Here is a 16994-nt window from a genome sequence, read left to right as displayed (position 1 = left end):
AAAACTAGGTAGGTAACGCTAAAATTTCGAGGTTTGTTGAGGATTCGACTACAAGCTCATGACTCCCTAGACTTCAAATCGGCTTGGAGCCATATTATTGTTGAAGCTTTAATTCCTTAGAAGTCGGCAGGATCTCAATTTTTGAAGTGGTTCCTGGTTGAGAGACTACGCTAACTTCTCCTAGTGAAGTTTTATTTACAAAATAGGTGATTCCCCGAAAGCTCAATTTATAGGTTACGGGTGTTATGGGAAGTTTTGCTGATTTGGTATTTGGATCAACAGGATAGTTAACGCCACGATACATCAGATTATAAACTGACCCAATTTGAGCAACTGGTTGAAACGGCTGTTGTGTTTTTTTGCTGCCAGTTTTGTTTGGCTCGTATTCGTAGCTCAGACCACGATAGTAAAGTTTCATATTTTTCGGCTCCTGAATAACTCTTATTCAACAATGCCAATGACTTATCAGAGGTTAATTGAAGAGTTATGCATGAACTAATGTAAACCTACACTTTTTAAGGAACTGGTTAAAGGATTAGGCGTCTAAAGTGAAGAGTTATTGGGATAACTGGGTATTGAAAAGAGGCAGAGGGGCAGGGTGCGGGGGGCGGAGGGGAAAATTCTTCTCCCTGCTCCTTTGCCCTTCTACTCCCAACCTCCCGTATGCTTACCCTTTTCATTCGGGGGTTACGTGGTTAACAATGGGTTGAATGTTTTTTAAATAAATAATTCAACTTTATGGCTAGAACTGCAAATGAATATGCCGTATTCCTCCTACTGGAAAGCGGCCACCGGGAAGAAGTACGTTTTCCGACTATTCAAGAGTTTCAGAAGTGGTATAGTGGCGAACTTGTGCCAAAATCTGCTTCTAATGACTTTATTAGCGTGCCGATTAAAAATATTCAAGGGGAATATATGGTAATACGCCCTTCTCGGATCGTGGCAATCCGGGTAGAACCCGTTTTTAGTTCCAGTGTTGAAAGATTCAACTAAATGATGAGAAAAACCCTTGCTTTCCTTTCCCTGAGTCTGGGAATTGCCCTTGTAAATCCTCTCTGGGCAGCTGTTGCTCAGGTTCCTAACTTACTGCCATTGCCAGTACCGACTACTCCCGATTTCTCGCCTATACCAATACCAATCACTCCTGAAGTAACGCCGCCCCTAAAACCAATTGCTATCGGCAGCAATTGTACACTGCGGCAGACTTGCTTGGGCTGGGATGAGCAACTTTGGGGTCAAAAAGGCGATCGCAATGCGTTGTTGGCTTCTATTGACAACAGTTTGCTTTACCTAACAAAGGGTGAAGCGATCGCAGCATATCAAAATTATCCGATGAGGGAAATTACCCTCGATCGCGTCCGCCGGAGTTTGGTACGCTTCCGTCAACTGGTTGTCAGTTCTAAGTCAGCAGCGCAATTACAAGCGGCTGTCCGCCGTGAGTTTGTCTTCTACCAGTCTGTGGGCAACGATGGCAAGGGTACTGTTAAGTTCACCGCTTACTACGAACCTGTTTATACTGCTAGCCGCGTCAGGACTGCAATATATAAATATCCTCTTTATCGTGTACCACCTGATTTCAGCCAATGGCCTAAACCCCACCCAAAACGCATTGATTTGGAAGGTAAGGACGGTTTACAAGGGAATAAGAGCAAATTGCGCGGTTTAGAACTGCTATGGTTCCGCGATCGCCTAGATGCATATATGGTACATATCCAAGGTTCTGCCCAAATTAAATTAACTAATGGCAAAACAACATCAGTTGGCTATGCAGGTGGAACTGATTACCCTTGGACTAGTATCGGCAAAGAAATAGCCAAAGATGGCAAACTTCCACTAAATGGATTGACGTTACCACGTATGGTTGCTTTTTTCCGGGCAAAGCCGCAGGAGTTGAGCAATTATCTACCACGTTGGGAACGATTTATTTTCTTCCAAGAAACTGGTGGTAGGGCGGCTACAGGCAGTATTCATGTGCCAGTGACAGCAGAACGTTCCATTGCTACAGATAAGTCTCTCATGCCACCGGGAGCGCTAGCGTTGATTTACAACTCATTTCCCTATCCTGCTGGTGGTGGCAAACTAGAGAGTCGTACCGTCAGCCGCTTTGTGCTTGACCAAGATACAGGAAGCGCCATCAAAGGCCCGGGACGGGTAGATTATTTTATGGGGTCTGGTAAACTAGCAGGCGATCGCGCTGGCATTACAGGCGGCAATGGTTCACTATATTATTTGCTGCTTAAGGAATAAAGTTAGGAGTTAGGAGTTAGGAGTTATTAATTGAAAACTTATCACTCATCACTCCTCACTCCTCACTTTCTTTAATATGGCGGATAAGCAAAATCATCTTCATCAGCATAAACGTAAGAATTGGAAACTCCTGCCATTGCCAATTTAGGCGTTTCTGATTTGATAGGTTCCTTGCCAAAATCTTTGTATTCTTCAAAAGTCTTACAAATCATTGCAGACTCAAGAGCATCGGAAGCAATTAAATATTGCGTTAAAGTCCCGACAGTGGGATGTTTGTAGTCTACAGTTGAAGCTACCAAAACCGTATTTGGTTCAATACCTCTTTCTTCACACTCAATGATGGGGCAAAAAATTCCGTGAGCATGGAACAAAGGCCCCTTTGGTGCTAGAGGTTGCTTACGGTAGACTGCATAAGCTTTTTCTAATTCAGCAACAAATCCACTAACTACTTTGCCTTGTTGATATTCGCAATAGGTTTTGCTGAAACTCGCTCCGGCAGCACCATTAAGAGTTAGTTGTAATGGTGATTCATGTAAAAACTTTTTATTCTCACCCACTATAAAAATTAAATAACGAGTAAAGGTTTTAAATTTAAGTTTGTCGGCTAAAAAAGCATCATAATTCTCTTTGAGCGTACCTAGTTTTAGACCACTTTCCCGGTCTTTGACAGATAATGGACCCCGACGCACTATAACCAGGCGTGGAGTAGGGGTAATAAATACCGTTTCGACTCCAGAAGTAAATTCATGCTCCACCTGCTGCCAATTCTCATCTGGCACAAAGCCAACAGCATTAGCATTATCTAGCTTAATCGCCAAACCGTGGGATTGTATCCCATCAGTGCCATACCGAGGATTAATCATCTGACACCAGGGAAGGACTTGAGAAGGCGGTGCATTGAATTTCTCGTCTTCAAAGTCGAAATTAGCAGATGCTTTCATCGTTTTAGGCTATCAAAGTGTTTTATTGAACAAGTTTATCGGCAGGGTGCTGATCCTGGGGAACCAGAAGCAGAGCGTTGGTACGATCTTCACTCGTTCCTGACGCGTTGCAGGAGGAAGATACCGTCAAACTAGCGTGGTAGTTTTTCTAGATTAAGACAGAATTAATCTATGTTGCAATCCCTGTTTTCTTTGTAACAACAGATCATCATCGAAGTGGTGGTACTCAGCACTTATTATTCAGTATTAAGCTGTTGCGCCTGCAAATTGCATCACAAGCATGATTAGGCAAAACCTGTAAATCCTCTCCCTTGCTCCCTGCACCCTGCTCCCCTGCCGCCTCAATGTGCAAACTATAATCACAACAGCTTATTTTGGAGAAACCAAAGCGGCAAGAGTCTTTAAATCAGGTACTTCTAAGTCAGGTTGACTTACTGCTGATCCTGTGATATTAACTATATTTTGGTCTGCTCTACGGTTTACCCAGACTGTTGATATTCCTAGAGATTTGGCTGTAACAATATCATGATATAAACTAACAGCAACGTGTAATATCTGCTCTAACGGCAAATTAATTCTTTCAATGGCAAATCTGAAATTAGTTAACGAGGGTTTGTAGCTTTTTACCTGTTCTGCTGTAATTATCCGATCAAATTCCACTTCCAAGTGCTTTGCTGAGAAAGCAAAGAGATCGTCATCAACATTTGAGATAATGACCAGCTTAAACTTTTGCTTTAAAGCTCTAAGTGCCTCAACAGTATCGGGGAAAGGTAGCCAATGCTGAATCGAATCAGCAAGTGAATTTAGTTCGTCAGCAGTTGGCTCAAAGCTAAATCGTTCACCAAATTTCTGGACTACTCTCTTCAAAACTTCTCGATATTTGATGTATTCTCCTTTTTCTAGTTCTGCTTCAAATTCCGCAAAAATTTCCAGAATTTGCTCGTTATCCAAATTAGTGTTGTGTACCCGCAGAAGTGGCTTTAGCACCCCTAAGATGCCGTTTTCCCAATCAATCAGGGTTCCATAACAATCGAAAGTTAAAACCTTATACTGATTAAAGTTTATCACCTTTTTATACTTTATAAGTTGATGAATAGTGTTCAGTTTTTATAAACCAAAAGACGGTTGAACCCATCTAAAATCGCCATATTGCCGTTTTTGAAGTCTCTGAATATTTCTTCTATAGATTCTCGGTTGCTAAAAGATTGGCAATGTGACTTGTGAGGATCGTTTTAGCAATTACCAACTGGTTTAGAGAACAATACTAACCGAAGTTGTATAGACATTATGCCAAAAAATTGATATTGCTAAGTTTAGTGTGTGGGATAATATTGTTCCACAGGAAAATTATACCTAAGTATAGTTTGTATGGATGTTAAATTTCAGGATACACAAGCAAATACCACTGAACAATTAAACTCAACTAAACTGCTATTTGATAGCAAGCAATCTGTAACTTTTTCGGTAGCAGAGGCAGTGGTAAAAATCCTGGGAGATATGGGAGTGCAGTATGCCTTTGGTGTATCGGGAGGTGCGATCGCTCCAGTGTGGGCTGCCTTACACCAAAGTCCCATGCAGGTGCTACACTTTCGCCACGAAGCTGGAGCAGCGTTTGCAGCTATTGAGGCGTATTTTGCTAGCGATCGCCCAGTTGTGGTATTCACAACTACAGGGCCGGGGATCACCAACGCTTTGACGGGCTTATTGGCTGCCCGTTGGGAGGGCGCTAAGGTAATTCTCGTGTCAGCTTCAACCCCAGCATCACAGCGAGGACGTTGGGCCATTCAGGAAACTAGTACGTATACTATGCCCAGTGCAGGTATTTTTACTTCGGGGCAAATATTCGATTACGCGACGACTCTCGAATGTAGCAATGAACTTCCAGAGATTTCTCGAAGACTAGCCCTGGGATTGGCACAACCAGGGGGATTCGTCGCCCATCTCAGTATCCCGACAAATATCCAGACAAGTTCATTAAAAACTTCGTTGCCACGAGTAAATCTCTCTCGTGCGATCGCAACAGTAAGTGAAGAAACAATCGCAGAATGTGTCCGTTTACTCTCTGAAGGCCCCTTTGCCATCTGGGTCGGTTTCGGAGCCAGGGGTGCAGCCAAAGAGATTCGCCAACTTGCTGAGAAGACGGGGGCTGCTGTCATCTGTTCACCACGAGGTAAGGGCATCTTTCCCGAAGACCATCCTCAGTTTGTTGGTGTAACTGGCTTTGGTGGACATCAGTCAGTTTTAAAGTATATGCAGGAGCAACGTCCAAGACGCGTGCTAGTTTTAGGAACACGCCTTGGTGAATTTACCTCCTTTTGGAATCCGACAATGATTCCCCAGCAAGGCTTCCTGCATGTTGACATCGACCCAGAAATACCGGGAACTGCATATCCATCTGCCGAGACTTTCGCTATCCAGTCCGACGTGAAAATCTTCTTGAAGAACCTGCTGAAGAACTTCAGAGAAAATAGCGATCGCTCAAGGACAATAATGCTGCCTCGATTTCAACGCAATGTCATCAAGCCACGCATGACCGGTTTAGTGCGACCAGAACTGCTGATGAATATGATTCAACAAGTGATTGTTGATAGAAGCGATGCAGTAGTAATGGCAGAATCAGGTAACTCATTTGCTTGGGTAATTCATCTACTGCAATTTACCACACCAAATCGTTATCGAATTAGCAACGGATTTGGTTCTATGGGGCATTTTGTCACAGGCGTAGTGGGTGCTGCTTTAGCGCGGAATGGTAAGGCTGTTGCCATTGTCGGAGATGGTGCCATGCTGATGAACAGTGAAGTAAACACAGCTGTAAAATATCAAGTTCCTGCCGTCTGGATTGTACTCAATGATGGGCGCTACAACATCTGCCAACAGGGAATGGCGTATCTAGGGTTCAGGGAAGCGGATGCAACGATTCCGCAGGCAGATTTTGTCAAAATTGCTCAGGGAATGGGAGCAGAAGGTATTCGGGTTGAAACGGAGTCCGATGTTCAGGCAGCACTAGAAAAAGCGATCGCCGCAAAGGGGCCATTTGTGGTTGACGTAATCATTGACCCTACCCAGATCCCACCATCTGAGAGTCGCAATCAGAGTTTAATGTCACAAGTCGCGACAAATTATTAAAAGCTAATCATATATGGTTTATTCTTCAGTAGGTATTCGCTCACTTGCTTTGAGTCTTCCCAGTATCAGACGCACAAATGACTATTACATAGAAAAATACCCTGAGCTAGTTACTTTAGCTGAACAAAAAGGCTTTGCAAGATTGTTTTCGCTCACTGAATCTACCCCCAGTAACGAGTTTGATCGGGAGATGTTACCTTATTTGTCAGATCCCTTTCGCGGTACTACTGAGCGATGGGTACTTGGATCTGGTGAATCTTCCCTGACACTAGAGTATCGGGCTGCGATCGATGCCCTCAATGCGGCAAAGCTTTCTCTTGAAGACGTTGAACTTATAATTGTTGCCTCAGTCTGGCCGGAACAAATTGGATTTGGCAATGCCGCCTTCCTTGCCCGCCAACTAGGTTTTCAGGGTGCTGCCTGGAATCTTGATGCAACTTGCGGAAGTACTCCGGTTGCTCTTCAAACTGCTTGTGCTTTGGTAAAAGCAGGAGAATATCGCAATGTGCTAGTAGTGATTTCCTGTACGTACTCCCGCTTTTTTGACGATGATGATACGTTTCGGTGGTTTACTAGTGATGGTGCTGGGGCTTTTGTTGTTGGTTCACTAGAGCCTAATCAGGGTATCCTTGGCACAAAGACCGTTCATACTGGTGCATTGTGTGAAGTTCTCTTTGCTGAACTCACACAAGACGAGCAAAAAAATCCGCGAATCCGTATGCAAACGGGTAAAGGTGCAAAAGCTTTAGGTCAAACAGCAGCAGAGTTTCTTCGGCAATGTTGTGAGGGTGCTGTTGCTGCTGCTGGTGTAACCCTCGAACAAATAGACTTTTTTCTTTTTAATACACCTACGGCTTGGATAGCAAGCTTCTGCACGCACATACTGGGTATTGATCCAAAGCGTACAATCAACCTTTACCCTCAATACGCAAATATTGGCCCAGTACTCACTGTGGCAAACTTGTATCATGCTGCACAGTTGAGCAAGATTCGTGAAAACGATTTGGTTCTCATTTATGGTTCTGGGGCAGTGGGTGTTGCCTCTGCAAATGTGATGCGCTGGGGAAATGTAGCACTGGGTTCTGATCCCCTGAATAAAAATGACTTGACATTAGAAGTTGCTAAAAATAGGAGCTTTCTTTCTTGTTAAAATTCTCTATTAAAGCCCAATACGCTTGGGTTAAGGGCTACTGGCAACAATTTTGGGTTTTCTAGACGCGATGAATCGTTGTCTCTACAAGTGTTTTGGGGTTATCTGAACTGTATTGTATTAAAGCCTAGAAAGCATCTTTAAAAGATAAAAATGCAAAAACAAATTTTAGCAATAGGAATTTTTTTATCTATCTTGTTTCCGTTTAAAGTCTCGGCACAAAATTATAGTGATATTTATGTCTTCGGGGACAGCTTCTCTGATACAGGTAATGTCTTCAATGCCACGAATGGAGCTATTCCCCCAAGTCCCACCTACTTTAATGGACGTTTTTCTAACGGCCCAGTCTGGGTAGAATATCTCGCATCTGATTTAGGGTTAAGTTACAATCCCAAAACTAACTTTGCTTTTGGTGGCGCGACTACGGGAGATCAAAACATTGGACTAGCTACTTTACCTGGATTACAACAACAGATCAACAGCTTTACGTCAGCAAATCAATTTGCCAACCCAAATGCCCTCTATATTATTTGGGCTGGTACTAATGATTATATCAATTACTTTTTCGGTACAGTTCCCAACCCTACCCAGACAGTCACAAATATATCAGAGGCAGTAAAATCGCTAGCTGATGTGGGTGCTAAAGATATTATGGTGGTTAATTTACCAAGCTTAGAGAAGTTTCCAGTTACAGGCGGCAATACTCAAATTTCCAGCTTATTTAGCACTTTTACATCTGCCCATAACTCCAGCTTGGCCAACAATCTTAACTTTTTGAACCAGCAACTCAGCCCCGATATAAATATTATTCCTCTTGATGTTAATTCTCTATTCAATAGAATCATTGCCCATCCAGCAGAATTCGGATTTACGAATGTGATTGACTCTTGTGTTGGAGATTTGTCAGTGATACCTATAAATATTTCCACGAAGCCAGTTACCTGTACTCCAGATCAATTTTTATTCTGGGATCAAATTCATCCAACAACAACTACTCATAAGCTAATTGGAGACTTAGCATTTTCAGTACTCAATAAATCATCTGTACCTGAACCTTCTGTTCTATTAGGGTTATTGGCATTAGGTACTTTAAGTGCAATTTCGTCAATAAAATATAGATAAGTAGTAGTGCAGAATAAATATACATTTGTCATTGCAAATGAAGCGTACCCCTACGGGGAAGCAAGCTACGCGGTAGCGTCTCGTAGAGAAGCGAAATGTTCGCCCTTGGCGTTCCCGCAGGGTAGCAATCGCAAAGGTTTGGGATTGCTTCACTACATTTCATTTCGGTCGCAATGACATAAATAATTTTGCGTAACTACTTAGTAATTTAGAAAACACCATTTCAGACTGCTACTTCATTTTTATTCATAATTCAACAGCTCCTAAAATTTTTAGCGTAGATTTCTGAGCTTCAGTCAAACCGAATACACCAGTGATATTCATGCCCTCATAAGGACTTTCGCTTTTCAGAGTTTGCAAGCATTTTGCTGTTTTGATATCCCAAAGCTTAATAGTCTCATCTTCACTACAACTGGCTACAATTTGACCATTGTAACTAGAAACAACTGACCAGACCCACCTAGTATGTCCTAACAAAGTACTAAGACATTCACCTGTGCTGACATCCCACAGCTTTACTGTTTGATCGCCACTGCTACTAGCAAGCATTTCCCCATCTGGACTAAAGGCAACTGAGTATATGCAGTTGGTATGTCCCTGTAAAGTTTTAAGACACTGACCGTTGCTAACATCCCACAGCTTGATCGTTTGATCTCCACTACCACTAGCAACTATGCGACCATTTAGACCGAAAGCAACTGCCCAAACCCAGTCAGTATGACCCTCAAAAGTTTTGAAGCATTGACCAGTGTTAACATCCCACAGCTTTACTGTTTGGTCATGACAACCACTAGCTAAAACACCACTATTAGGACTAAAGGAAATAGACCATATTCTACCACTATGACCCTGTAGAGTTTTGAGGCATTGACCAGTGCCGACATCCCACAACTTCACCGTTTGGTCATCACTGGCACTTGCAAGAATATGGCCATCGGGACTAAAGGCAACTGATGTAATTCTGTTACTATGCTCTTGCAAAATTTTGAAACATTTACCAGCGATCGCATCCCATAATCTTACAGTTTGATCTTCACTGCCACTTGCAATAATATGATTATCAGGATTGAATGCAACTGACGTAACCCGATTACTATGTCCTCGCAGAGTTTTGATACACTGGCCAGTAGTAGTATCCCAGAGCTTCACTGTTTGGTCATTGCTGCCACTAACAAGAATCTTACCGTCCAGATTGAAAGCAACTGACCACACCCCATTGTTATAACCCTGTAAAGTTTTAATGCAACGACCACTGTTAATATCCCATAACTTAACCGTGTGGTCATCACTGCTACTAGCAAGAATATTACCATCTGGACTAAAGCTTACTGACCATATCCGATTACTATGTCCCCGTAGAGTCTTAAGGCATTTGCCACTGCTAATATCCCACAGCTTTATTGTGTGATCGTCACTGCCACTAGCAAACATTTGACCATCTAAACTAAAGGCAACTGAGTTTATTAGATTCGTGTGTTCTTGCAAGGTTTGAAGACATTTGCCAGTGCTAACATCCCACACTTTTATTGTTTGGTCATGACAACCACTGATTATGATCTGACTATTAGGACTGAAAGCAATTGAATATACCCGACGCGTGTGTTCTTGCAATGTTTGCAGGCATTGGCCAGTGCTAACATCCCACACCTTTATCGTTTGGTCTTCACTGCTAGAAGCAAGCAACTGACTATCTACGCTAAAGGCGACTGACTGAATTCCACCACTATGACCTTGCAGCGTCCGCAGGCAGTTTTCAAGGTTGATATCCCATAGCTTTACTGTTTGGTCTTCACTGCCACTGACTAACATTCTACTATCGGCACTAAAGGCGACCGATCTAACTCCAGCATTATGACCCTGCAAAGTTTTAAGACACTGACCAGTGCTGGTATCCCACAGTTTCACTGTTTGGTCGTTGCTACCACTGGCAAGAATCTGACCATCGTGACTAAAAGCAACCGACCAAACCCAACCAGTATGACCTTCACAAGTGAGAAGTTGTTGACCATCGACAACATCATACAAGCGAATTTCTCCATTGGTATCACCCGTAGCTAAAAGCTTTCCACTAGGGCTAAAGGTTACTGAAAAAACACCACCGAAGGTTTCCACAAAAACAGACTTAGCTAAATTTGCGTGTGCAAAATTTACGTTGTGCAAATTTACATTCCGCATGTCTGCTTGTAAAACAGTTAAATTAGAAAAATCATAGTTACTTAGATCGGTCTGCATCTGACAAAGCAGATTGAAAATATTGCCCCCTGTATACCCTGGTTCTAGTGGCGATGTTTCTCTTAAATTTCTTAAAATTTGAGTTAATTGATTTTCGATATTTCTTTTGCTTCTTAAAGCAGTAATCAGCCCATTTATAACTGGTTTGATTATGAGACGAACTTGAGTATCTTTAACATAGTCTTTACCTGTTGCCTTCATCAGAGCATGACGCCTGAATAAATCAATATTCTGAGTGACAATCTTTCCACATAGTTCTTCTATCAAGCGATTAGTAACATACTCCATGACCACAGGCTGGAGCGTAAAAAGCGATCCAGTTTTTTCTGTGAGCGTAGGCGTAGTCTTCTCGATTAGCGATCGCCTTCCTAAAGATTCTACAGCCTCTAGTAATTTAGCTTGTGGTATTGGTGATATAATGTCCTCTCGCAATTCTGACAGTGTAATTGACTCTCGATTAATCGCTAGCCAGTAGATTATGTCCTTTTCTAAATCTGACAAACGCTCAAACTGCTGCTCTAAAATATCGCGAATTTCGCCAAAAACAGCCGTCTCTTGTTGCAAAAAGTCCGTCATATTACCATCAAAGATATCTTTAATGGTCGTGGCAACTATTTTTAAGGCTAGTGGATTACCTGCATAACGTTCAATTATGACTTTCCATTCATCCTCTGCCGCCGATAGCCCTTTGAGTTTTAAGATTTCTTGCCCTTCTGCCACCTTTAAGCCACTCAGTAGTAGTGAGCGAACAGGTAGTGCTTGTCCTTCCAATAATGCTACTTCTTTAGGTTTTTCACGACTAGTCAGCACTAAGCAGCTTTGATGAGTTGCTTCGCCTACGCGTCTTAAAAGCTCACCATATTCCTCATATCCTTCAGGGTAAAGTCCGGCGCGGCTACCACTGCGGAGAATTGACTCTGCATTATCAAGGATCACTAAACAGCGATGATTTTGTAAATAATAGAGTAGTCGTGATACGCGATCGCTAAAGCTTTCTGGTAAGTTACCTTCTGTTTCCTGCTCGTCAGATAGAAATTGGATTAGATTACCTAGAATAATTTTAACAGGTGGAGCTTCTCGTAGCGATCGCCAGATCACATACTCAAAGTTGTCCTGAATCTGTTGAGCAAGCTTTACAGACAATGCCGTTTTACCAATGCCTCCTATTCCCAAGAGTGCGACCAATTGACACTGTTCATTGAGAATCCATTGCTCTAGCATAGTAAGTTCTTCTCTACGTCCATAAAAAACTGAGTTAAATATGGCTTCTCCCCAATCTAGACGAGTATTTGAGCTTAAATAGTCACTTTTATCTATTTTTAAGTGAAAAGCTGAAAACAGCTTTTCAATAGTCTGTTTATCAACTCCTCCTTCCCGATTCAATACTTTCGAGATGGTAGCGGAATATAACCCAGAGCGTACACTGATATCTTCTAAAGTGTACCTGTTTCCAAAATTTTCTTTTGCTTCTGACTGATGCTTTGCCTCCTTAATTTTTTGTAACCCCTTAGTAGTAAGTGCAACGCCACGCTTACGTCTCCAATTTTTTAAAGTCATGTATTAACTCACTGTTCGCGTAATCACCTTTAATTGAAAGGAATTATCTACTAGGTTGCTATAGATATGAGGTGATAGCTTTCTCAGTAGGGGGTAAATCCTATAAGTGATTTACTCCATCTGCGTCCTGTCTCCTTTAATACGTGTGGTGGTAGTTATTTAATACCTTGATTTTTAAGTAAGATGTTTGAGGCGTAAAGCTTAAGTTCAATATCAAAATCTCGATTTTCACTGGTAAAGACAGTTTGTAATTGGCAATCTTGGTAAGGAAAGTTTGTATATATCTAGCCTATCAATCAATGAATAAAGCTACTGCACTTAAATTTCCCCATTTGGCAACCTCTAATAAAAAAAGGGCGCTGAAGCGAATTACCTTGAACTTGCCATCAGATGAAGCCCAAAATCTTGAAAAGTATTGTGAACAAACAGGTAAATCAGCAATAGATGTGATTCGGGAACTAATTCAAGCCTTGCCTTGACCTGAATTTTCACAGCCTTGTCTGAAAAGTTCTTCACTCCTCACTGTGCAACTCAATCATAGTTATCATATCATCTTGTTTTCGGCGTGCTGCGATCGTTAACGACGAGCGTAGCACGCCTTCACTCAATTTTTACGTACCTCTCAATCATCACAAAAAATTACCACCTCTTAATTTAACACCTCTAATTCAACCACATTCTCATGTTTATATCTTGAGAATGAACCAAAGTGATATGGCTCACAAATGTGCTTTTATTTCGTCCGTGGCAAAGCCCGAATGAGTTCTCTAATCACATCTTTTGCTGGTTTAGCTGTTTGTTCACAATCACAAAGTCGCCGATGTTCACAACAAGGGTAAGGGAATTTAAATGCGCTTGGTAAAAAAGATAATTTATAAAAATCTCAGTATTTATAACGTTATTTTATCACTGAATTTACAGATTTATAAATTATTAAATTAATACCAAATATTTATAATATTTAAATTAAAAATACTTCAAATTTGTCCTATCTAAAAACTTAATTTCAAACCCGTTTTACTCACCTTAATAACTCAGATTATGTTGACATAATACCTACTTTCATCATTCTGATAATATTCATACTTAAAGCTTAATTGCAATCAATCTAGAATTAACAATTTTGAAGAAAGTCTTAACCTAAATTTGTACTAACTTTAACTAAACCTTTGCTTATGCTGTATGCCTTAGGTAAGAAGATTGTGTAGTAACTATGGTAAAACACTGTATTCCTATCGGGTATTAGATGTATTACTGCCATTAACCCAAAGCTAGCAATCAAATTGGAGGTTTTTACAAGTTGCTGTTTACTGCATTAAAGATTGGAGATTCATGAAACTGCAACTGCTCCAATTACATATACTCTGAGCCAAATTAACTGGAGCGTAGACATACAAGACGCACAGATGATGCTTGCATAGCAGAAAACTAGGTGTCTACGCCCACAGCATGATATTTGCATATTTTCTGTGGAGTTTTCTTAACTATTCTTGAGGAGTACAAATGCTTGAGGCTATTGCTGTTGCTTGGTTATTACTGTTTTTTGGCGATTTTCTATCTACATTTTTTTACCACGTACCCGAGCATGTTTTTGGTAGCCTTCATTTAAAAACGCACCACTCCTGGAAGAAGGACTTCCGCCACTACGCTATTTTAACTTTTAATCCCCAGGTTCTTTTAGATGGTATCTTGGGAGCTTTGCCTTATGTACTCATAGCAGTAGTCTTGTGGTCTTTCTCTCCCATTGGCGTGATTTCTGGATTACTACTTGGTCAGTTTCATGTATGGTGGAGACACATAAGTGTACTGGGTTGGCAAACTTCAAAACCGATAAATATTTTATGTCAAATTCTATTTATTACTACTCCTGAGAGGCACTGGTTACATCATCACAAAACTAACTTAGGCTTTGGTGATATTTTCACCTTCTTTGAACAACCAGCACAAATTTGGCTACGCTGGCTGCGATTGCTCAGACTTCGTTTTCGTGACTCTCGGATCTAACTGAAACTATTGCTTATCTAAATACTTTTTAAAGGTACAAAAAGAAGCTGCGATCGCAGCTTCTTTTTGTACACTAGAGGCAATTATTCCAGTCTCACAAATCCGCTCATCTACATACTCAAAAAAGCTAATTACCAATTTCCAAGTAGTAGCAACAAGATATATTAATAACCATAGATTTAAGTCTATACATTTCTCTAATTATAAAATATTTACTTATAGTTTTTCGAGAATTTACCAAACAGTAAGCGAGTGACAATGGCTTCAGAATGCCTCTGATAGGGAGTTTCAAGGTATTTGCTACCGTTCAACTTCGCTGTTATATCGCTAATGTTTTTGGGAAAACTAGTCTTAATTAGTAAATTATTATATCCCTAGATTTTTATGACAATTCCTCTCTTTTGTGGAGATGCTGGGCGTGGTTTGGTTATCCGAAGGGGTATGAATAGCTACGATGAAGAAGGCAGGAGGCAGGATAGCGTAGCGGTAGTGAGTCGTCTGCCTCCTGCCTCTATTGATAAAATTAATCATCTAGTTCCCTTGATTAGCGAAAATTTGCAACCTGCTCTTGATGAGGTGTTTCATGCCCGCAGTTAGCCTCAGAAAGATTCTCAACAAAAAAGAGTTGCCATCTCTCCTTCATAACTTGGTTTACCAGTTCAACATCGCCATTGATATTGAATTGGTAGACGGCACGAAACTAATTAGCATTGGGGAGCAAACTGCCGAAAACCGATATCCAATCGAGGTGTCAGGAGAAATAATTGGTTGGGTTGTTGGGGGAGAACAGGCAACTCTACTTGCGACTTTGCTCTCATTTTTAGCAAAGCAGGAAGCTGAGAAGAAAGTACTTGCCAAAGAATTGCTGGAGCGATACCAAGAAATTGATTTATTTGACGATATCTCGACTCAACTCACAACAAGTTTAGATACGCGACAAATTGGCCAACTCGTGCTTCAGGAATTGAGTCAATTAATTGAATCTTCGGCGGGGATGATTCTGCTACTGAATCCAGATGCAACTGCCTTTGAAATCATTGCCGAATTTGGAGTGTTTTTTGACCACAGTCAGCCGGAACCAGGGAAGGGAATTATTGGCAACGTTATGCAATCTAACCGAGCAGAACTGGTCAATGATGTGCAAGCCGATCCGCGATTAGATGGGCAAAAAAACGTTAGTGCCATGATTTGTGTTCCGTTGCGAGCCAAGGGGCGGGTACTGGGAGCGATCGCCATTGGCACACAAAAAACCGATTCCTACAGAGCAGAACACCTGAAACTTGTGAGTATCTTTGCCTCTCAAACAGCGATCGCTATTGACAAAGCTGTGCTTTACGAGCAAAGCACTCAAGCAGCCCTCCAAGCAAAAGCCCAAACACAGAAACTTCAGCAAGCTCTCCATGAGTTGCAATTAGCCCAAACTCAGTTAATCCAAAGCGAAAAAATGTCCAGTTTAGGGCAACTCATTGCTGGAGTTGCCCACGAAATCAACAACCCGGTTAACTTTATTTACGGCAATTTAAGATATGTTGCCGAATATGCGCAAGACTTGTTACACCTGTTGGCAAAGTATCAGAAATTCCTACCTGTTACTCCTCCAGAACTGGCATCAGAGTTAGACAATATAGACCTGGAATTTATCATGCAGGATCTCCCCAAACTCCTAGATTCAATGAAACTGGGCACAAGTCGCATCGTCGAAATTGTCCAATCTCTGAAAAACTTCTCCCGCCATGACGAAGCCGAAATGAAAGCCGTCAACATCCACGATGGCATCGACGGCACACTAATGATTCTCCACCATCGCCTGAAAGCAGATGTTCGTCGTCCAGCAATTGAAATTATTAAAGACTATGCAAAACTTCCCTTTATTGAATGCTATCCCGGACAGTTGAATCAGGTGTTTATGAACATCTTGGCAAATGCCATTGATGCTTTGGAAGAAAGCATGGAAAATTGGGGAGTCAAAAGTAGTCCCTATTACCCCCAATCCCCATTACCCCTTATCCCCAGAGAGGGCCCCACCTTCCCCAATCCCCAAATCACTATTCGTACCAAAGCCATTGACCACCAGTGGATTGTAATTCGCATTGCCGATAACGGCCCAGGCATGAAGGAGGAAGTAATTCGCCGCATTTACGATCCCTTCTTCACCACCAAAGATATTGGTAAGGGAACTGGGTTAGGTATGGCAATCAGCTATCAAATTGTTGTAGACAGACATGGGGGAATGCTTAAGTGCCGTTCTAAACCAGGTGAAGGGACAGAATTTTGGATTCAGATTCCAATAAATTGTCTATTGTCAGACGCTACTGAAGAACAGAATAGCACCTCTGCCTCGCCAACTTCCACAACGGAATTATCCCCCACTGCTGATACCGACGGCTTCATTCCATCAACAACTCCAATACTGAAGCCGACAGATTTGTTGATCCGCCATACTCAACTGATCCAGCGACTCTCACAGCACAATCCAGATGTGGAAGCTACATCACCCGATGAAATTTACCAGATGTTTCAACGCCACCCAATTTCGTTAAAGCTTTACGCCACTTTGTTGTCTTGGTTCTGTTGTTCTAACCCTACCCAAATACGTCACTAAAGAAACCTTAACT

Annotated in this window: 14 protein-coding genes; 9 read left to right on the top strand and 5 right to left on the bottom strand. The window is 41.7% G+C overall.

Features of this window, described 5'->3' with window-relative positions; all coding sequences use genetic code 11:
* Window positions 1-94: 94 nt before the first annotated feature.
* Window positions 95-418 (bottom strand): DUF4278 domain-containing protein, encoded by a 324-nt coding sequence (locus tag V7L07_RS03725; RefSeq protein ID WP_335055182.1) that lies wholly within the window; start codon window positions 416-418, stop codon window positions 95-97.
* Window positions 419-738: 320 nt separating this feature from the next.
* On the opposite strand from V7L07_RS03725, the gene V7L07_RS03720 reads away from it, so the two are divergent.
* Together V7L07_RS03720 and mltA are read left to right on the top strand one after the other, a co-directional pair.
* Complete coding sequence (locus V7L07_RS03720; protein WP_179066232.1) at window positions 739-993, top strand: hypothetical protein; 255 nt, start codon at window positions 739-741, stop codon at window positions 991-993.
* Between the two features lie 3 nt (window positions 994-996).
* Window positions 997-2247 carry a murein transglycosylase A gene (gene mltA / locus V7L07_RS03715; RefSeq protein WP_335055531.1) on the top strand — a complete coding sequence of 417 codons (1251 nt, stop codon included), beginning with the start codon at window positions 997-999 and terminating at the stop codon, window positions 2245-2247.
* 71 nt (window positions 2248-2318) lie between these two features.
* On the opposite strand, the gene V7L07_RS03710 is transcribed toward mltA, so the two are convergent.
* Window positions 2319-3188: a DUF5895 domain-containing protein gene (locus V7L07_RS03710; RefSeq protein WP_179066233.1), complete on the bottom strand. Its 870-nt coding sequence runs from the start codon at window positions 3186-3188 to the stop codon at window positions 2319-2321.
* A 369-nt stretch (window positions 3189-3557) separates the two neighbouring features.
* A complete protein-coding gene (locus V7L07_RS03705) occupies window positions 3558-4256 on the bottom strand; it encodes a haloacid dehalogenase type II (protein ID WP_335055180.1) in 699 nt (232 codons plus the stop codon).
* 300 nt (window positions 4257-4556) lie between these two features.
* Here V7L07_RS03705 and V7L07_RS03700 point away from each other — a divergent pair, with 300 nt between their 5' ends.
* The 3 genes from V7L07_RS03700 to V7L07_RS03690 all read left to right on the top strand — a co-directional run bounded on the left by V7L07_RS03700 (window position 4557) and on the right by V7L07_RS03690 (window position 8586).
* Window positions 4557-6314, top strand: a complete 1758-nt coding sequence (locus V7L07_RS03700) for a ScyA-related TPP-binding enzyme (RefSeq protein WP_335055178.1) — start codon at window positions 4557-4559, stop codon at window positions 6312-6314.
* Window positions 6315-6327: 13 nt separating this feature from the next.
* A complete protein-coding gene (locus V7L07_RS03695) occupies window positions 6328-7464 on the top strand; it encodes a 3-oxoacyl-ACP synthase III family protein (RefSeq protein ID WP_335055176.1) in 1137 nt (378 codons plus the stop codon).
* Between the two features lie 153 nt (window positions 7465-7617).
* The gene (locus tag V7L07_RS03690) at window positions 7618-8586 is read left to right on the top strand and encodes an SGNH/GDSL hydrolase family protein (RefSeq protein WP_335055174.1); all 969 of its coding nucleotides are present in this window, start codon (window positions 7618-7620) and stop codon (window positions 8584-8586) included.
* A 246-nt stretch (window positions 8587-8832) separates the two neighbouring features.
* Here the strand turns inward: V7L07_RS03690 and V7L07_RS03685 are convergent, their stop codons facing one another.
* Entirely contained in the window at window positions 8833-12375 is a 3543-nt protein-coding gene (locus V7L07_RS03685; protein ID WP_335055172.1) for an NB-ARC domain-containing protein, read from the bottom strand.
* Between the two features lie 299 nt (window positions 12376-12674).
* On the opposite strand from V7L07_RS03685, the gene V7L07_RS03680 reads away from it, so the two are divergent.
* Entirely contained in the window at window positions 12675-12854 is a 180-nt protein-coding gene (locus tag V7L07_RS03680) for a CopG family transcriptional regulator (RefSeq protein WP_334696006.1), read from the top strand.
* Between the two features lie 1024 nt (window positions 12855-13878).
* On the top strand, window positions 13879-14379 hold the full coding sequence (locus tag V7L07_RS03675; RefSeq protein ID WP_335055170.1) for a fatty acid hydroxylase: 501 nt from the start codon (window positions 13879-13881) through the stop codon (window positions 14377-14379).
* 6 nt (window positions 14380-14385) lie between these two features.
* Here V7L07_RS03675 and V7L07_RS03670 read toward each other — a convergent pair whose 3' ends face one another.
* The gene (locus V7L07_RS03670; RefSeq protein ID WP_335055168.1) at window positions 14386-14517 is read right to left on the bottom strand and encodes a hypothetical protein; all 132 of its coding nucleotides are present in this window, start codon (window positions 14515-14517) and stop codon (window positions 14386-14388) included.
* Window positions 14518-14763: 246 nt separating this feature from the next.
* On the opposite strand from V7L07_RS03670, the gene V7L07_RS03665 reads away from it, so the two are divergent.
* Window positions 14764-14976 carry a hypothetical protein gene (locus tag V7L07_RS03665; RefSeq protein WP_335055166.1) on the top strand — a complete coding sequence of 71 codons (213 nt, stop codon included), beginning with the start codon at window positions 14764-14766 and terminating at the stop codon, window positions 14974-14976.
* On the top strand, window positions 14963-16981 hold the full coding sequence (locus V7L07_RS03660; RefSeq protein WP_335055164.1) for an ATP-binding protein: 2019 nt from the start codon (window positions 14963-14965) through the stop codon (window positions 16979-16981). Before V7L07_RS03665 ends, V7L07_RS03660 begins: the two co-directional genes overlap by 14 nt.
* The last annotated feature ends 13 nt before the right edge of the window (window positions 16982-16994 follow it).

The sequence above is a fragment of the Nostoc sp. genome (genome assembly GCF_036916985.1).
Classification (GTDB): domain Bacteria; phylum Cyanobacteriota; class Cyanobacteriia; order Cyanobacteriales; family Nostocaceae; genus Nostoc.
Note: the sequence above shows the minus strand (reverse complement) of the source record. Positions and strands in the feature narration are given on the sequence as shown.

Coding starts and splice junctions, on each gene's coding strand:
- V7L07_RS03725 (WP_335055182.1), bottom strand. CDS start 418: ATGAAACTTTACTATCGTGGTCTGAGCTACGAATACGAGCCAAACAAA.
- V7L07_RS03720 (WP_179066232.1), top strand. CDS start 739: ATGGCTAGAACTGCAAATGAATATGCCGTATTCCTCCTACTGGAAAGC.
- mltA (WP_335055531.1), top strand. CDS start 997: ATGAGAAAAACCCTTGCTTTCCTTTCCCTGAGTCTGGGAATTGCCCTT.
- V7L07_RS03710 (WP_179066233.1), bottom strand. CDS start 3,188: ATGAAAGCATCTGCTAATTTCGACTTTGAAGACGAGAAATTCAATGCA.
- V7L07_RS03700 (WP_335055178.1), top strand. CDS start 4,557: ATGGATGTTAAATTTCAGGATACACAAGCAAATACCACTGAACAATTA.
- V7L07_RS03695 (WP_335055176.1), top strand. CDS start 6,328: ATGGTTTATTCTTCAGTAGGTATTCGCTCACTTGCTTTGAGTCTTCCC.
- V7L07_RS03690 (WP_335055174.1), top strand. CDS start 7,618: ATGCAAAAACAAATTTTAGCAATAGGAATTTTTTTATCTATCTTGTTT.
- V7L07_RS03685 (WP_335055172.1), bottom strand. CDS start 12,375: ATGACTTTAAAAAATTGGAGACGTAAGCGTGGCGTTGCACTTACTACT.
- V7L07_RS03680 (WP_334696006.1), top strand. CDS start 12,675: ATGAATAAAGCTACTGCACTTAAATTTCCCCATTTGGCAACCTCTAAT.
- V7L07_RS03675 (WP_335055170.1), top strand. CDS start 13,879: ATGCTTGAGGCTATTGCTGTTGCTTGGTTATTACTGTTTTTTGGCGAT.
- V7L07_RS03665 (WP_335055166.1), top strand. CDS start 14,764: ATGACAATTCCTCTCTTTTGTGGAGATGCTGGGCGTGGTTTGGTTATC.
- V7L07_RS03660 (WP_335055164.1), top strand. CDS start 14,963: ATGCCCGCAGTTAGCCTCAGAAAGATTCTCAACAAAAAAGAGTTGCCA.